A 16275-nucleotide genomic window follows, 5' to 3' on the forward strand; every position below is an offset into this window, starting at 1 on the left:
TTCCTTTTCTTCATACGATACTTAAGAATGTAACGTATAGGTGGGGATACTATTATGATTGTAATAGGCCGTTCTATTGTACATCCTTATATTACAAATGAATACGAGCCATTTGCAGCAGAGAAACAACAAATTTTATCAATAATGGCAGGAAATCAAGAAGTTTATTCCTTCCGAACAGCTGATGAACTCAGCTTTGATCTCAATTTACGAGTTAATATTATTATCTCTGCACTAGAGCTTTTTCAAAGTGGATTTCAGTTTCGTACATTTCAGCAATCCTTTTGCAACCCCCAGTATTGGAAAAGAACGTCTCTTGGAGGATTCGAGCTTCTTCCAAACATACCACCTTCTATTGCCATACAGGATATTTTCAAAAACGGAAAACTATATGGAACTGAATGCGCAACCGCTATGATCATTATTTTTTATAAAGCTTTACTATCATTGTATGAGGAAGAAACTTTCAATCGTCTATTTGCAAACCTTTTACTTTATACATGGGACTACGACCAAGATCTAAGGCTCATAACAAAAAACGGTGGCGATCTTGTTCCAGGTGACCTCGTTTACTTTAAAAACCCACAAGTAAATCCAGCTACGATTGAATGGCAAGGAGAAAATACAATCTATTTAGGAAATTTCTTTTTTTACGGGCATGGCGTAGGTGTAAAAACAAAAGAAGAAATTATTTATTCATTAAATGAACGACGAGTCCCTTACGCTTTTATTTCAGCTTTCTTGACCGATACTATTACCCGTATCGATAGTCGTATAATGAGCCAATACGCTTCTTCTAGTACACCACAGACCTCCATAAGCTTTATTCCGATTAGGGATGATGCAATCGTTGCAACAGTTGGTCATACAACTACAATTTATTAAAAAAGCGCCTACACATGTAGGCGCTTTTTCTTATTATTAAGCTTTTGTATGTTCTTTATGGTCACATTCGCAATGAGATCCACATTTCCCGTATAGTACTGTTGATTTTTCATCTTCAAAATGTCCAATTGTTCCTTCACACACTTGGCATACGATTGTTCCCATTTTCATTTCCCCCTGAGTTTCAATAGTAATCTATTTATTTATCATTAAGCTTTCGCATTATCTTTTCTAGCACAGTCACAATTTGTTCCGCATTTTCCGTAAAGTACCGTCGTTTTCTCATCTTCAAAATGTCCGATTGTTCCTTCACATACTTGGCATACGATTGTTCCCATTTTTCATTTCCCCCTAAGTTTATGGTCCTAAAAACTTTTAGCTGTCCATTTCCTATCAATTATTGGGCTTTTGTATGCTCTGTGTGATCACATCCGCAAGATCCACATTTCCCGTAAAGTACCGTTACTTTCTCATCTTCGAAGTGTGCAATTGTACCTTCACAATCTTGACATACGATTGTTCCCATTTTTCATTTCCCCCTAAGTTTATAATCCCAAAAACTTTTTTGTAACCGCTTAACTTTCTGTCTTTATTTTAATATGTTATACTTTTTACGTCAATAGGTTTTTAGTATAACACATTAAATATTTTCAATTTAAATTAGTATGCGATATTCAAATAAAAAACAGCCATATTTATAAGTACGACTGTTTCACATTAATTATTCTTCATATTCCGCATGTAAAGAAGTTGACGGAACTAGAAATTTGAAAAACTGAGCTAACTCCTTTGCTTCCTCTTCTGATCCTAATTTAAAAATCTCCTGTATATATTGAACATTCTCTACATCATCTCGTCCGAGTAAAGTAGACCTTCCTGTTTGCATACAAACAATGAGCGGCTTTCCAAAAAACATATTTGTATAAATAACACCAAAATCATAACGTGTATCATGTGTCATAAACCCTAAAAATCGTACCTTCACACTTTCATGCTCATCATACAATTTTTCAAACATTGGTTTCCACCTTTCTACATCACGTTTCATTAATAGTATATTAAACAAAACATGTAATACTCCTTTTAATTGTCAAAAAATTCAGTAGGATGTAGAATGATAGTATTCTACTAAGTTAGGGGGAACTTATATGCAACACGCCTTTATTACGCTTGTACCGAAATCCAACCAACAATCAGTTTCAATAGATGATATAAAACAACTTTTTCATTATTATAAAGCAGTTACTTCTAAAACTGGTGCCCAAATTAATTACACGTATACAAATACCGCTTTTCCTTATGAAATTTTAGATACATCTACAACAACATTAAAACTTCAATCCAATCACGACCGGTATGACTCAATTTATATTGGTGTTGGTATAGAAAATGAACAATCTTTCATCCAAGTTTCTTTACCACCTAATGCAACATTTGGTGACAAAGGGAAAGCAAATGAATTTTGCCGTTTTTTAGCGAAGAAATTAGAAGGAGAGTTACAATTATTTAATGGAAGAACAATGTATTTTTATAAACGCTAATTTAAAAAATAGATAATATGATTAAAAATAATATACAATTCGAACATGTAAGAAATAAAGCTTGCTTTCTTACGTGCAATACAAAATATGCTATTACATAGGCTAAATATAGAAATACGAAAAAAAGAATAACTTTATAATGAAACTTATCACCATTCGATAATGTTAATACAGTGGAAAAGCCACTCCATAGTAGTAAATGATAAAATATAACATGTAATATTTTCATGGAACCTTCTCCTTTGACATGCTCTATTTTATTAATATATGGGGGTACGTTTGAATCAATTACATATTATAGGATGATATATATTACCTTTGAAGTAAGTTAAGCCGGAATCATTTGTTAAAGTATTATATATTCATTCGACAAGTACGTTTAAAGACCTTGCAAGTCATTTGATGAAAATAAAAATAGCCCCTCTCTTACAATAAGAGAAGGGCTATTTACATTACTTAAATTATTTTACAATGTGAATTGGCATTCCAAGAGCAACTTCAGCTGCTTCCATTGTGATTTCACCTAATGTTGGGTGAGCATGGATTGTTTGAGCGATATCTTCAGCTGTCATTCCAGCTTCGATAGCTAAACCAATCTCAGAGATAATATCAGAAGCACCTGCACCTGCAACTTGAGCACCTACAAGAAGACCATCTTCTTTACGTGTTACAAGTTGTAAGAAACCGTCAGTGCTGTTTAATGATAATGCACGACCGTTAGCAGCGAATGGGAACTTAGATACAGTTACAGTCATTCCAGCTTCTTCAGCTTGTTTTTTAGTGTAACCAACAGATGCTAATTCTGGATCAGTGAAGCATACTGCAGGAATTCCGATGTAATCGATAGCTGATGCATGGCCACTAATTGCTTCTACAGCTACTTTACCTTCGTAAGAAGCTTTGTGAGCTAATGGTGGTCCAGGAACGATATCACCGATTGCATAGATGTTTGGTACATTTGTACGACATTGCTCATCGATTTCGATGATGCCGCGGTCAGTCATTTTAACTCCAACCTGCTCAAGACCGATTTCTTGAGTGTTTGGACGACGACCTACAGTTACTAATACGTAATCTGCTTCTACAGTTTGGATTTCACCTTTAACTTCAAAGCTAACTTTTACGCCAGTTTCTGTTTCTTCAACGCCTTTAGCCATAGCTTTTGTATGGATATTTACGTTACCTTTTTTCTGTAGAGCACGTTTAACAACAGAGCTCATAGCTTTTTCGAAACCAGCTAAGATTTCGTCGCCAGCTTCTACTACAGTAACTTCTGTACCGAAGTTAGCATATGCAGTACCTAATTCCATACCGATGTAACCGCCGCCGATTACAACAAGTTTTTTAGGAATTTCAGGTAAGCTTAAAGCACCTGTAGAGTTGATAACACGTTTAGAGTATTTGAATCCTGGAATTTCGATTGGTGTAGAACCAGTTGCAAGAACAGCATTTTTAAACGTATAAGTTTGAGCTGCATCTTCAGTCATAACGCGTAATGTATTAGCATCTACGAAGTAAGCTTCACCGCGAATGATTTCAACTTTGTTACCTTTAAGAAGGCCTTCAACACCGCCAGTTAATTTCTTAACTACGCCGTTTTTCCATTCTTGAACTTTTGTAAAGTCAACTTTTACGTTTTCTGCAGTAATACCCATGTCATCAGAATGCATTGCATTCTCATAACGATGACCTGCATTGATTAACGCTTTTGAAGGAATACATCCAACGTTTAAGCATACGCCACCAAGGTTAGCTTTTTCAATGATTGCTACCTTTTGACCTAATTGTGCTGCACGAATTGCCGCAACGTATCCACCAGGACCTGCACCAACAACGACTGTATCTAATTCAATTGGGAAATCTCCTACTACCATTGTTATTACGCCTCCATTACTAATAATTGTGGGTCATTCAATAGACGTTTAATTTGGTTTAACGCTTTTTGAGCAGTTGCACCGTCAATTAAACGATGGTCAAAGCTTAGAGATAATGCTAATACTGGAGCTGCAACGATCTCACCGTTTTTCACAACTGGTTTTTCAGCGATACGGCCGATACCAAGGATTGCTACTTCTGGGTGGTTGATAACTGGAGTGAACCATTGTCCACCTGCAGAACCAATGTTTGTAATTGTGCAAGAAGCACCTTTCATTTCAGCTGGAGCTAGACGACCTTCACGTGCTTTACCAGCAAGATCATTGATCTCGTTAGAGATTGTGAAGATAGACTTACGATCTGTATCTTTAACAACTGGTACTAATAGACCTTTGTCTGTATCAGCTGCGATACCGATATTGAAGTAATGTTTATGAACTACTTCTTGAGATGCATCGTCTAAAGAAGTGTTTAACATTGGGTATTCACGTAATGCAGATGTTAAAGCTTTAACAACGTACGGAAGGTAAGTTAATTTAATACCTTTGTCAGCTGCTACTGCTTTGAACTTCTTACGGTGAGCAACAAGTTCTGTTACATCTACTTCGTCCATTAATGTTACGTGAGGAGCTGTGTGTTTAGAGTTAACCATTGCTTTCGCAATCGCTTTACGGATACCACTCATTTTCTCACGAGTTTCTGGATATTCACCAGCTGGGATTGGTTGTGCTTTTGGTGCTTCTTCTTTCGCTGCTGCTGGAGTAGCTTCTACTGCTGCTGGAGCCTCAGTTGCTGCTACAGTTTGTCCACCATTTGCAAATGCATCGATGTCAGCTTTTACGATACGGCCATTCTTACCAGTACCAGCTACTTTATGAATGTCTACACCTTTTTCACGAGCGTATTTACGAACAGATGGCATAGCGATTACGCGCTCATTTACTACTTCTGCAGTTGCTGCTGGAGTAGCTTCCGCTGCTGGAGCTTCTACTGCTGCTTCTTCAGCTTTTGGAGCTTCATCATGATCGTCACCTTTAAATTTAAGGTTTTCGTATCCAGGAGCATCAAATTTAATTAATGTATCTCCTACGATTGCAACTGTTCCTTCTTCTACAAGTACTTCAAGTACTTTACCTTTAACAGGAGAAGGGATTTCTACTACTGCTTTATCATTTTGTACTTCAAGAAGTACATCGTCTTCGTTTACTTCATCGCCTGGTTTAATAAACCATTTTACGATTTCACCTTCGTGGATACCTTCACCGATATCTGGTAGTTTAAATTCAAATGCCACGGAATTCAGCCCCCTGATTCATTTCATTATTATGGAATATGTACAAAAGAAACCAGCATGTGCTGATTTCTTTTGCACATGAAAAGCTAAAAATTAGAAGTTCATTACTTTGTTTACAGCTTCAACAATATCTTTGTGGTTTGGTAACCATACGCTCTCTGCTTGAGAGAATGGGAATACTGTATCAGCAGCTGCAACACGTACAACTGGAGCTTCTAAGTTTAAGATTGCACGGTCGTTAATTTCCGCTACAACGTTAGCTGCAATACCAGCTTGTTTTTGAGCTTCTTGAACTACAACTACGCGACCTGTTTTTTCAACAGAAGCGATGATTGTTTCGATATCTAATGGTTGAACTGTACGTAAGTCAACAACCTCTAAAGAGATACCTTCTTTTTCAAGTTCTTCAGCAGCTTTTAATGCAGCGTGAACCATAGCACCGTAAGCGATAACAGATACATCTGTACCTTCACGTTTGATATCAGCTTTACCTAAATCAATTGTGTAATCACCTTCTGGTACCTCTTGACGGAATGAACGGTACAATTTCATATGCTCTAAGTAGATAACTGGATCGTTGTCACGAATCGCAGAGATTAAAAGACCTTTAGCATCGTATGGAGTAGATGGAATAACAACTTTTAGACCAGGTTGTTGAGCCACTAATCCTTCTAAGCTATCAGCATGAAGTTCAGGAGTATGAACACCACCACCGAATGGAGAACGAACTGTTACTGGAGCAGTCCAACGTCCACCAGAACGGTAACGCATACGAGCTAATTGACCAGAAATTGAATCCATTACTTCATAAACGAAACCGAAGAATTGGATTTCTGGAACTGGACGGAATCCTTCAAGTGCAAGACCAACTGCAAGTCCACCAATACCAGACTCTGCAAGTGGAGTATCCATTACACGATCTTCACCAAATTCAGCTTGTAAACCTTCAGTAGCACGGAATACACCGCCGTTTACACCAACGTCTTCACCAAATACAAGTACGTTAGGGTCATTTTTCATTTCAACGCGTAAAGCATCAGTGATTGCTTGAATCATTGTCATTTGAGCCATGGCTTACTTCGACTCCTTTTCTTTGTAGATTTCATATTGTTCAGCTAAGTTGTAAGGCATTTTTTCGTACATGATTTCCATTAAATCAGTTACTTTTTGTTTTGGAGCTTGGTCAGCCTTAGCAATTGCTTGTTTGATATCTTCTTTTGCTTCTTCGATTACTGTCTCTTCAACTTCTTGAGACCATAGGCCTTTAGCTTCTAAGAACTTACGGAAGCGTACGATTGGGTCTTTTTGTTCCCATTCGTTTTCGATATCTTTTGTACGGTAACGAGTTGGGTCATCACCAGCCATTGTATGTGGACCGTAACGGAATGTTAAAGTCTCGATTAAAGTAGGGCCTTCGCCATTTACTGCGCGCTCACGAGCGAAAGCAGTTGCTGCGTATACAGCTAATGGATCCATACCGTCTACTTGAATTCCGTAAATACCTGCTGCTACTGCTTTTTGTGCTACAGTTTTAGCTGCAGATTGCTTTTCTACTGGAGTAGAGATTGCATAACGGTTGTTTTGAACAACGAAGATTGCTGGAGCTTTGAATGCACCTGCAAAGTTCATACCTTCGTAGAAGTCACCTTGTGAAGCACCACCGTCACCAGTGTAAGTAATTGCAACAGATTTTTTACCACGTAGTTTCATACCTAACGCAACACCAGCAGTTTGGATGATTTGCGCACCGATAATGATCTGTGGAGCTAATGCATTTACATTCTCAGGCATTTGGTTACCCATGAAGTGTCCACGAGAGAATAAGAATGCTTGGTATAATGGTAATCCGTGCCATACTAATTGTGGTACATCACGGTATCCTGGTAAGATGAAGTCTTCTGCTTCAAGTGCGAAATGACTTGCTAATTGAGAAGCTTCTTGTCCAGCTGTAGGTGCGTAGAAACCTAAACGTCCTTGACGGTTTAAAGAAATAGAACGTTGATCTAATACGCGAGTATACACCATACGACGCATTAATTCTTTTAATTGATCATCAGATAATTCAGGCATAGCTGCTTCATTCACAACTTCACCGTTTTCATTTAAAATTTGTAATGTTTCAAATTGAGCTGCGATAGCTTTCATTTGCTCATCAACATTAAATAGGGTCTTTTTTGTTTTAGTACCCATTCCGTTCACCTCTTCCTCTCTTGAACCATATTCTGAAACGCTTTCACTGGCTATTTTCCAGTTTAAAAAGCGCAACGATGTAAACCAACATGTTTGTATGTCGGTTGAGAATAATTTTGTGTACCTAACAATCTGTACTAATGTTTTTTCAGAAACATATTAATACAATCTTGATCACGTTTTTTAGTTTACAACTATTCTAATTACGATGTCAATTACTTTGAATACGTTTTTTTATAAATAATATGCAGGTTTCTACTACACAAACGTGTTTTTATTTTTTACATCTGTATTAGTAAGCATTGACCTACTGTTATATTATTCCCTTTTTCACTTATTTTTTCTCTTAGAATAATATGTAAACGATTTAATTCTCTTTAGTTTTTCTCTCTTCGTAACAAAAATATACAAACTACTCTTCCTTTTTTAGGTAAATACCTATACATTTCTACCCTCTCTTCCATACATTATAGTAACCGCAGTATTAGCGGGAAATGATAAAGGAGGTCATCTCATGTACGGATACTCATATTGCTATCCAACTTGTTCATATCCTTCCTACGGTTATGGCGGTTCTTGTGGCGGGTCTGGACGCGGCTTCGCCTTAATCGTTGTGTTGTTTATTCTTTTAATTATCGTTGGTGCTGCTTGCATTCGCTAATTGTAAAACGAAACAACTATGGAAAGAAAAAGACGGCTTTGCCGTCTTTTTCTGTTTACCACATACATAACTACTCTATAATAGAACGATTTCCAAAATGCCTTCCCTTTCTTGCCGATGACTTTTTCCATCTCCTTTGGTAGACTAAAGAGGAAAGGAGAGATTACATATGCTTACAATGAAAGATGTTATTCGCGAAGGAGATCCTATTTTGCGCAACGTTGCAGAAGAGGTGTCCTTACCGGCAAGCGAAGAAGATACAACTACCTTAAAAGAAATGATTGAATTCGTAATAAATAGCCAAGATCCTGAAATGGCTGAAAAATATAGTTTACGCCCTGGAATCGGATTAGCGGCTCCGCAAATCGGTGTTTCAAAAAAAATGATTGCAGTTCATGTAACCGATGCGGATGGTACATTATATAGCCATGCATTATTCAATCCAAAAATCATTAGCCATTCTGTTGAACGTACATATTTACAGGGTGGTGAAGGCTGTCTATCTGTAGACCGCGAAGTACCTGGTTATGTTCCTCGTTATACAAGAATTACAGTAAAAGCAACTTCTATTAACGGAGAAGAAGTAAAATTACGTTTAAAAGGTTTACCAGCAATCGTATTTCAGCACGAGATTGACCATTTAAATGGCGTTATGTTCTATGACCATATCAATAAAGAAAATCCTTTTGCCGCTCCTGATGATTCCAAACCTCTAGAGCGATAATAATAAAAAGGCGGAAGTTAATCTTCCGCCTTTTTATTATGAAATGGGTTCCATATTCACTTATAGCAATCCAGCCCACTTTAGTCCATGATATATACCGTCTTCATTAACATCCTTTGTCACATGATTTGCAAGTTTTTTCAAGTCTTCATGGCCATTTCCCATCACAATACCTGTGCCAACGGCTTCGATCATTTCTAAATCATTTAAGCCATCTCCAAATGCATACACTTGATCACGATTAAAACCTAACTTTTCAATGTATTTCTCAATTCCTTTTGCCTTAGAACCACCATTCGGAATGATATCCATTGAATATGCATGCCAACGAATAAAATGAAAATCTGGATAATGATTAATAAACTTTTCCTCTTCATTTACTTCACAAAAAAGTAGTGTTTGATAAATATTACGTTCCTCATAAAAATTAGGCTCATATGCTGGATGCTCAAAGTTTAAGCTTCCAAAGCCTTCTTTCACATAATCATGATATTCCACTGATGCTCTCATATCTTGATGGTCAAGATATACAAGTGGATATCCTTCTTGTTTTGCAAACTGAGTAAACTTATGTAAAGCATCTGGATGTAACGGATTATTAAATATTACCTCATCTTCAAAGACAACATATTGTCCATTAAAACTAACATAATTATGTATATCAAGTTCCTTACGAATATCTTCGAACATAAATGGCGCGCGCCCTGTCGCAATTGCTACATGTACACCTTTTTCTTGTAACTGTTTTACTGCATCTCGTGTAGATTGCGGAATTTTTTTATCATGATCTAATAATGTTCCATCAATATCAAAAAAGACAATTTTATCATTCATTTGTCAAAATCCTTTCTGGCACTCTATATTCCTATTTTGAATATCACTTTTCAAATTCTAAAAAAAAGTATAACATATTAAACATCTGTGAAGAAAGCGTTCCCTTTCTGACCTTATTTGTAAACTTTGCATATATATATTAGTAAAACATGTGGATACTTGTTCGTATGAATTTTCTTTTCCATTCTTCCTCATACTATACCTATAACTAACGGCTACTAATCGTTACTATAGAATAACTTTCACTGTATGGGAAAGGACAAGATTCACCATTCACTTTTGTCCTATCTCTTATATCAGAGATAGAGTTTTCACTAGTAATAGGCATGTTTAAAATAAGGAAAGGAAGGAGTAATCATGCTGAAGAAGCTGAAGAAAAAGCTCAAGCGTTATTTAAATGGTCTAGTTCGTAAAAAGACAGTCGCTTAAATTGTGCCCATTTCGGGCTTTTTCTTCATTCTCATTCGAAAAAACATGAAAATCGTGACTGTTTGCTTTATAATAAGTAACAGATAATGCAAAACATAGACAAGGAGAGGTTTTCCAAATGATTTTTAAAGTATTTTATCAAGAAAAATTAACTGAGGTTCCAGTACGTGAAAATACAAAAGTTTTATATTTAGAGGCTACGTCTGAAAAGGATGTTCGTACAAAATTAAATAAGTTCGCATATAATATCGAGTTTGTTCAGTCTGTTACTGGCGCTCATCTTGAATATGAAAAAGAAAACGCTGATTTAACATTAGCGGAAATCGTATAGCGATATGAAATTTCTAAAAAACGACCAAGTTGCTGTATTTGCTCTCGGTGGGCTTGGTGAAATCGGTAAAAATACATACGCTGTTCAATTTCAAGATGAAATTATTATAATTGATGCTGGAATTAAATTTCCAGAGGACGAACTTCTCGGAATCGATTATGTAATACCAGACTACACTTATTTTGTGCGAAACGAAGATAAAATTAAAGGGTTATTCATTACACATGGTCACGAAGATCATATCGGCGGAATCCCTTACCTATTACGTCAAGTGAACATTCCAATTTACGGCGGAAAATTAGCAATTGCACTCATCAAAAACAAACTAGAAGAACACGGCTTACTTCGTAAAGCAAAACTTTACGAGATTCAAGAAGATGACGTTATTAAATTCAAAAAAACGTCTGTATCCTTCTTCCGTACAACTCACAGTATTCCAGATTCGTACGGCGTTGTTGTGAAAACACCTCAAGGTCAAGTCGTTCATACAGGTGACTTCAAATTTGACTTCACACCAGTTGGTGAACCAGCTGATTTAACAAAAATGGCTGAAATCGGTAAAGATGGCGTACTATGTCTATTATCTGATAGTACGAACAGTGAAGTTCCAAACTTTACTATGTCTGAGCGTCGCGTTGGTGATAGCATTCAAGACATTTTCCGTAAAGTAGAAGGACGGATTATATTCGCAACCTTTGCATCAAATATTCACCGCTTACAACAAGTTGTTGAAGCTGCTGTTGAAAACAACCGTAAAGTAGCTGTGTTTGGTCGAAGTATGGAAGCAGCGATTGAAATTGGACAAAACCTTGGTTATATTCGTTGCCCGAAAGATACATTCATAGATGCATCTCAACTAAACCGCTTACCAGCTAATAAAGTTGTTATTTTATGTACAGGTAGTCAAGGTGAACCGATGGCAGCACTTTCACGTATTGCAAACGGTACACACCGCCAAATTCAAATTATTCCTGGAGATACAGTTGTTTTCTCTTCTTCACCAATTCCAGGAAATACAATTAGCGTAAGTCGTACAATTAACATGTTGTACCGCGCTGGCGCTGATGTAATTCATGGGAAACTTTCAAATATCCATACAAGTGGACACGGTGGACAAGAAGAACAAAAGTTAATGTTACGTCTAATTAAACCGAAGTACTTCATGCCAATTCATGGTGAATATCGTATGCAGCGTATGCACATGAACATAGCAAATGATTGTGGCATCCCTGAAGAAAATTGCTTCATTATGGATAATGGCGATGTTCTTGCTTTACGTTCGGATGAAGCTAGCGTAGCTGGAAAAATCCCATCTGGTTCGGTCTACATTGATGGAAACGGTATTGGAGATATTGGCAATATCGTATTACGCGATCGTCGTATCCTTTCTGAAGAAGGACTAGTAATTGTAGTTGTAAGCATTGATATGAAAGAATTTAAAGTTGCAGCAGGACCTGATATCATCTCACGCGGTTTCGTTTACATGCGTGAAAGTAGCGATTTAATCAATGATGCACAAACATTAATTACAACTCATTTAGAAAAAGTAATGGAGCGTAAAACAACACAATGGTCTGAAATTAAAAATGAAATTACAGACACATTAGCTCCATTCCTATATGAGAAAACGAAACGCCGTCCAATGATTTTACCAATCATTATGGAAATATAAGAAAAAGGACAATGCCATGAAGGCATTGTCCTTTTCTTTTCTCTTATCTTAAAAAGTGTTTAAATCGATCCACTTCATCGTCATGACCAATGACAATTAATATATCTCCTGCTTGAATATTCTCCGTAGCTCGAGGGGATACGATAACTTCTTTGCCTCGTTTAATTGCTACAATATTCAATCCAAACTTCGCACGAATATCTAATTCAATTAAAGAGTGCCCATCAATTTTTTTATTCGCAATAATCTCTACAATACTATGCTCATCTGAAAGCTCAAGGTAGTCTAGCACATTGCTTGATGCAATATTATTAGCAATCCTTTTTCCCATATCACGTTCTGGATGCACAATATGATCTGCACCTATTTTACTTAACACTTTTTCATGATAATCATTTTGAGCTTTTACAGTAATATTTTTTACACCCAACTCTTTCAAAATCAAAGTCGTTAAAATACTTGAATTTAAATTATCTCCAATAGCAACGACTACGTGATCAAAATTTCGAATACCAAGGCTTTTTAATACCATCTCATCTGTTGAATCTGCAATTACAGCATGCGAAGCTATATTTGCAAATTCATTAATTTTATCCTCATCTGAATCGATTGCCATTACTTCCATTCCTAATTGAGCTAGTTCTCGGCAAATACTTCCACCAAAGCGACCAAGTCCAATGACAGCAAATTCTTTTTCTTTCTCACCCACGGGAATTCCTCCAATAACTTCAAGTACTATTTATTTTCAGTGTAACACACTTTATATGCGTCACAAAAACTGTAATTAGCTCTTATTTTTGTTTTTGTATATAAAAATATTGTTGCAAGTAAAAAGCGATACCAACAAGTAGCATAGCAAATACAAATATATTTCCAAAAGAACTAAATGTTTCAAAAACGAATAATAATGTTTCTTGACCAAAAAAGGCAAATAGAAGCTGTGTGAATGCAAATAACAACGCCCATATGTAATGATGTTGATGGAATAAATAATGCGTTGCACCTAAAAAAGCAATAAACGAAAAGATAAAGATCCACCAATTTTCTAAAAATAGTTGCCAATTAGAAAATTGATATCCATTTACTAATATCGCAATAAGCGCGATAACTACCATCGTCGGCACACTCCAAAATAATGCCCGTCCTCTAAAGAAACGAGTGCCTTTAACATCTCCTTTTTCATGTGCAATATATGTTAGTACTACTGTGCTTATATACAAAACAGAAAGAATTGTTAAAACGATAATAAGCCAAAAATGTAATTGATAATATTCATGCTCTATATTTGTCACGATTGCAGCTAACATGCACGGAATTAACATTCCCGTCCAACCATCTACTTTTCTTTCATTCCAAAAGACCGTATTACCAATCCTTATTCCTAACAACATAAAAATAATGATACCCAATACAAATAACGTAGTTTTATTCCCTACTAAACTCGTTGAAAAAGCAATTAATCCAATAAATAAAAAGAGCACAAACCCATTCATAATTTCTAGTACAGGTGATAAATATCTCTTCACCCATTTGTATGTTTCGTCATATTCATTATTATCTACTAGACGATAGGCATAAAAACTTATCCCAAAATAAACCGCCGCAATAATAACGTACGCATATAAGACGAAACATAAAATCGCACTGCTAATTTGCACGTAATTCCCCACCCTTTTTTCTATGTTTCACATTGATTTTACACACTTTTCATACTAAAAGTAAACATATATAAGTTAGTCAAATAATTAATAATGAGCAGTGGCTAACCCCCCTGCTCATTATTAAAACAGTACAATTAACTTTAATTCTTCCATTTGTATGTCAATGTCTAAAATCAATCTATACGAGCGTTACTTACACCTCAGAACAAAAAGTTTTTTGGAACCTTCAAGAAAGTGGAAGTTTTATTTTCTATTCCCTTTCCACTTTACATATTGGCTTAAAAATGTAATTGCCTTTTCAATCACTTCTTCGTCTGGTTTTAATTTTGCATGATGTAAACCATATTCTGAATTTACTCCAAGCCAAAACATAAATCCAGGGATTTCTCGAAGCATATAACCAAAATCTTCACCCGTCATTGCCTCAGTACATGTAATAACATTCATATCAGTTTGTTTATGTACAAATTCCATAAACTCTCTCGTTAACTCTTCATGGTTATATACTTGATGATACATTGCTCCGTAATCTATAATCGCCTCACACTGGAAAGAAGCTTCGATACCTGCAACAATTGACTCAATTCTGCTTTTCACACGCTTCATTGATTCCACTGATAATGTTCGAATTGTTCCTTCTAAACGAGATTTTTCTGCAATAATATTTTGAACCGTACCACCAGTAATTTTCCCTATTGTAATTACTGCACTATCAAGAGGATTTACATTGCGACTAATAACGGATTGAAGCTGTGTAACAAGATGACTCGCTGCAACAATCATGTCATTTGCAGTATGTGGATAGGCAGCATGGCCACCTTTCCCTTTTAAATCAATATATAATTCTGAAGTATTGGCAAATAACAGTCCTTCTTTCGTTGCAATTGTCCCCACAGCGTATTCTGGTGCAATATGAAGACCAAGAATTATATTTGGTTTCCATTCTTTTAACTCTTCACTTTCTAACATAGGAAGAGCACCGCCTGGTCCTTCTTCTGCTGGCTGGAATAGAAATACAAGGTCATCATCTATTCTTTCGCTCACAGCTTTCGTTAGAAGGCCTAAACCGATTGTTGTATGTACATCATGGCCACATGCATGCATCATTCCTTCATGAATAGAAGCAAACTCGTATCCAGTTTCCTCTGTAATTGGTAAACCGTCTATATCTGCACGATAACCTATTATTTTTTCGGGATTTTTTCCATTTACTTTAACGATTACACCCGTTTTCCATGTCTTCACTTCCACAAATTCATGAGAAAGTGTTCCTATATAATCTAAAATATACTGTTGTGTTTTCCATTCCTTAAATCCGATTTCTGGAATTCTATGTAGATCTCTACGAATTTGGACAAATTTGCTTACTGTCATTTTTGCACCTCTATCTATAAAAAGCGTAAGAGCCCATTTACGCTCTTACGCTTTTTTTACTTTTTATTTCTCTGGGTTTAATTGACGAAGCTCTTGTTTAATTTCTGTTTTTGCTTTTGTCTTCTCATCAATTTCTTTAATTACACGTGCTGGAGTACCTGCAACAACTGTGTATGGAGGCACATCTTCTGTTACAACAGCTCCCGCTGCTACAACTGCACCTTTACCTACTGTAACACCCTCTAAAACAACTACATTTGCACCGATTACTACATCATCTTCAACGATAACTGGTTTTGCAGAAGGTGGCTCAATAACACCTGCAAGTACAGCACCTGCACCTACGTGACAGTTTTTACCGACTGTTGCACGTCCACCAAGTACTGCGTTCATGTCGATCATAGAACCTTCACCAATTACAGCACCAATGTTAATTGTTGCATTCATCATAATTACAGCGTTGTCACCAATTTCAACATGGTCACGAATAATAGCACCTGGCTCGATGCGAGCTTTAATACCTTTTAAATCAAGCATTGGGATTGCAGAATTACGACGATCGTTTTCTACAACGTAGTCAACGATGTGCTTATTATTCTCATCAAGAATTGTCTTAATTTCAGACCATTCTCCGAATAATACACCTGATTTTTTATTCACAAATGCTTGTACTGTTTCAGGGAATGTTACTTCTTTTAAATCCCCTTTTATGTATACCTTTACAGGAGTTTTCTTTTCACTTTTTTGAATAAACGAAATAATTTCGTTAGCGTCCATCATTTTCATTCTTGTTGCCTCCTAAAT

At 36.3% G+C, this 16275-nt stretch carries 20 protein-coding genes; 6 read left to right on the forward strand and 14 right to left on the reverse strand.

The genetic code is table 11. The features are described 5' to 3' along the window. Positions 1 to 54: 54 nt before the first annotated feature. Positions 55 to 885, forward strand: coding sequence for a protein-glutamine gamma-glutamyltransferase (locus DN401_RS18635; protein ID WP_000635337.1), 831 nt, complete (start codon positions 55 to 57; stop codon positions 883 to 885). Positions 886 to 921: 36 nt separating this feature from the next. Here DN401_RS18635 and DN401_RS18640 read toward each other — a convergent pair whose 3' ends face one another. The 4 genes from DN401_RS18640 to DN401_RS18655 all read right to left on the reverse strand — a co-directional run bounded on the left by DN401_RS18640 (position 922) and on the right by DN401_RS18655 (position 1903). Then, the gene (locus DN401_RS18640; protein ID WP_000536796.1) at positions 922 to 1050 is read right to left on the reverse strand and encodes a GapA-binding peptide SR1P; all 129 of its coding nucleotides are present in this window, start codon (positions 1048 to 1050) and stop codon (positions 922 to 924) included. Positions 1051 to 1094: 44 nt separating this feature from the next. Next, complete coding sequence (locus DN401_RS18645) at positions 1095 to 1223, reverse strand: GapA-binding peptide SR1P (RefSeq protein ID WP_000536803.1); 129 nt, start codon at positions 1221 to 1223, stop codon at positions 1095 to 1097. A gap of 59 nt (positions 1224 to 1282) precedes the next feature. After that, positions 1283 to 1411 (reverse strand): GapA-binding peptide SR1P, encoded by a 129-nt coding sequence (locus tag DN401_RS18650; protein WP_000536778.1) that lies wholly within the window; start codon positions 1409 to 1411, stop codon positions 1283 to 1285. Between the two features lie 195 nt (positions 1412 to 1606). Further along, complete coding sequence (locus tag DN401_RS18655) at positions 1607 to 1903, reverse strand: DUF3055 domain-containing protein (protein WP_000462038.1); 297 nt, start codon at positions 1901 to 1903, stop codon at positions 1607 to 1609. Positions 1904 to 2033: 130 nt separating this feature from the next. On the opposite strand from DN401_RS18655, the gene DN401_RS18660 reads away from it, so the two are divergent. Then, the gene (locus DN401_RS18660; RefSeq protein ID WP_001163291.1) at positions 2034 to 2426 is read left to right on the forward strand and encodes a DUF1885 family protein; all 393 of its coding nucleotides are present in this window, start codon (positions 2034 to 2036) and stop codon (positions 2424 to 2426) included. A 1-nt stretch (position 2427) separates the two neighbouring features. Here the strand turns inward: DN401_RS18660 and DN401_RS18665 are convergent, their stop codons facing one another. The 5 genes from DN401_RS18665 to pdhA all read right to left on the reverse strand — a co-directional run bounded on the left by DN401_RS18665 (position 2428) and on the right by pdhA (position 7785). Further along, on the reverse strand, positions 2428 to 2655 hold the full coding sequence (locus DN401_RS18665; protein WP_000697469.1) for a hypothetical protein: 228 nt from the start codon (positions 2653 to 2655) through the stop codon (positions 2428 to 2430). A gap of 232 nt (positions 2656 to 2887) precedes the next feature. Continuing rightward, the gene (gene lpdA / locus DN401_RS18670) at positions 2888 to 4300 is read right to left on the reverse strand and encodes a dihydrolipoyl dehydrogenase (protein ID WP_000260104.1); all 1413 of its coding nucleotides are present in this window, start codon (positions 4298 to 4300) and stop codon (positions 2888 to 2890) included. A gap of 5 nt (positions 4301 to 4305) precedes the next feature. Further along, positions 4306 to 5595, reverse strand: coding sequence for a pyruvate dehydrogenase complex dihydrolipoyllysine-residue acetyltransferase (gene pdhC, locus DN401_RS18675; protein ID WP_000863419.1), 1290 nt, complete (start codon positions 5593 to 5595; stop codon positions 4306 to 4308). A 93-nt stretch (positions 5596 to 5688) separates the two neighbouring features. Beyond that, positions 5689 to 6666 (reverse strand): pyruvate dehydrogenase complex E1 component subunit beta, encoded by a 978-nt coding sequence (gene pdhB, locus DN401_RS18680; protein ID WP_000068168.1) that lies wholly within the window; start codon positions 6664 to 6666, stop codon positions 5689 to 5691. Positions 6667 to 6669: 3 nt separating this feature from the next. Then, the gene (gene pdhA / locus DN401_RS18685; protein ID WP_000536895.1) at positions 6670 to 7785 is read right to left on the reverse strand and encodes a pyruvate dehydrogenase E1 component subunit alpha; all 1116 of its coding nucleotides are present in this window, start codon (positions 7783 to 7785) and stop codon (positions 6670 to 6672) included. 514 nt (positions 7786 to 8299) lie between these two features. Between pdhA and DN401_RS18690 the strand changes: the two genes are divergently transcribed. Together DN401_RS18690 and def are read left to right on the forward strand one after the other, a co-directional pair. Then, complete coding sequence (locus DN401_RS18690; RefSeq protein ID WP_000274562.1) at positions 8300 to 8446, forward strand: YjcZ family sporulation protein; 147 nt, start codon at positions 8300 to 8302, stop codon at positions 8444 to 8446. A gap of 169 nt (positions 8447 to 8615) precedes the next feature. Beyond that, the gene (def, locus tag DN401_RS18695) at positions 8616 to 9170 is read left to right on the forward strand and encodes a peptide deformylase (RefSeq protein WP_000957048.1); all 555 of its coding nucleotides are present in this window, start codon (positions 8616 to 8618) and stop codon (positions 9168 to 9170) included. A 60-nt stretch (positions 9171 to 9230) separates the two neighbouring features. Here the strand turns inward: def and DN401_RS18700 are convergent, their stop codons facing one another. Then, on the reverse strand, positions 9231 to 10004 hold the full coding sequence (locus tag DN401_RS18700; protein ID WP_000998268.1) for a Cof-type HAD-IIB family hydrolase: 774 nt from the start codon (positions 10002 to 10004) through the stop codon (positions 9231 to 9233). Positions 10005 to 10551: 547 nt separating this feature from the next. Here DN401_RS18700 and DN401_RS18710 point away from each other — a divergent pair. Then, a complete protein-coding gene (locus tag DN401_RS18710; RefSeq protein WP_000576435.1) occupies positions 10552 to 10764 on the forward strand; it encodes a DNA-dependent RNA polymerase subunit epsilon in 213 nt (70 codons plus the stop codon). Between the two features lie 4 nt (positions 10765 to 10768). Further along, positions 10769 to 12436: a ribonuclease J1 gene (rnjA, locus tag DN401_RS18715; protein ID WP_000670377.1), complete on the forward strand. Its 1668-nt coding sequence runs from the start codon at positions 10769 to 10771 to the stop codon at positions 12434 to 12436. Positions 12437 to 12479: 43 nt separating this feature from the next. On the opposite strand, the gene DN401_RS18720 is transcribed toward rnjA, so the two are convergent. The 4 genes from DN401_RS18720 to dapD all read right to left on the reverse strand — a co-directional run bounded on the left by DN401_RS18720 (position 12480) and on the right by dapD (position 16257). Beyond that, positions 12480 to 13145, reverse strand: coding sequence for a potassium channel family protein (locus DN401_RS18720; protein WP_000504032.1), 666 nt, complete (start codon positions 13143 to 13145; stop codon positions 12480 to 12482). Positions 13146 to 13227: 82 nt separating this feature from the next. Further along, positions 13228 to 14094, reverse strand: coding sequence for a cytochrome c oxidase assembly protein (locus DN401_RS18725; protein ID WP_001167324.1), 867 nt, complete (start codon positions 14092 to 14094; stop codon positions 13228 to 13230). Positions 14095 to 14340: 246 nt separating this feature from the next. After that, positions 14341 to 15471, reverse strand: a complete 1131-nt coding sequence (locus tag DN401_RS18730; protein ID WP_000218672.1) for an N-acetyldiaminopimelate deacetylase — start codon at positions 15469 to 15471, stop codon at positions 14341 to 14343. Positions 15472 to 15534: 63 nt separating this feature from the next. Further along, on the reverse strand, positions 15535 to 16257 hold the full coding sequence (gene dapD, locus DN401_RS18735) for a 2,3,4,5-tetrahydropyridine-2,6-dicarboxylate N-acetyltransferase (RefSeq protein ID WP_000783241.1): 723 nt from the start codon (positions 16255 to 16257) through the stop codon (positions 15535 to 15537). Positions 16258 to 16275: the final 18 nt, after the last annotated feature.

Source organism: Bacillus sp. BF2-3 (assembly GCF_008368795.1).
Lineage (GTDB): Bacteria > Bacillota > Bacilli > Bacillales > Bacillaceae_G > Bacillus_A > Bacillus_A cereus.